Here is a 486-nt window from a genome sequence, read left to right on the forward strand (position 1 = left end):
TAACGGTGAAACCACGTGACCCAGAAAAACCAACAGATCCAACACCAGGTGAACCAGTTAAGTCTGTTGGGCCAGAAGATGGATCTAAACCTGATAAAAAATACCACTTGCCAAACGCTTTAGATACCTTCCGCTTCGACATTTCAACGCTCGTTCCTGCAGATCCTAAGGATGAAAATGGAAATGCCTTGAAAGATGAGTACGGTCGCATCAAGAAGACGGAATTGACGAACTTCACGATCAGTGATAAAATCAATCAAGTCCTCAAAGTGAACCTTGACCGCATCGCCCTCAAAGTTGAAAACGCTCAATTTGACAAGATCAAAGCAACTCTTCAAGCCCAACTTGAACAGTCTGAGAAAGAACTCAAAGCTTTGACAGGTAAGTCAACTGATGAGACTTCAACAGAGGCTAACAAGAAGGAAGATTTGAAAGTGGCGGAAGCGAAAGTGGCTGAATTGAAAGCGAAGTTGGAAGCAGCTAAGG

At 43.6% G+C, this 486-nt stretch carries 1 protein-coding gene; it reads left to right on the forward strand.

Features of this window, described 5'->3' with window-relative positions:
* Nucleotides 1-486: hypothetical protein (locus HMPREF2885_RS01485; protein ID WP_148131115.1), on the forward strand; the 486-nt coding region annotated here is incomplete at both ends.

This window comes from Streptococcus sp. HMSC062H02 (assembly GCF_001813005.1).
Taxonomy (GTDB): domain Bacteria; phylum Bacillota; class Bacilli; order Lactobacillales; family Streptococcaceae; genus Streptococcus; species Streptococcus oralis_S.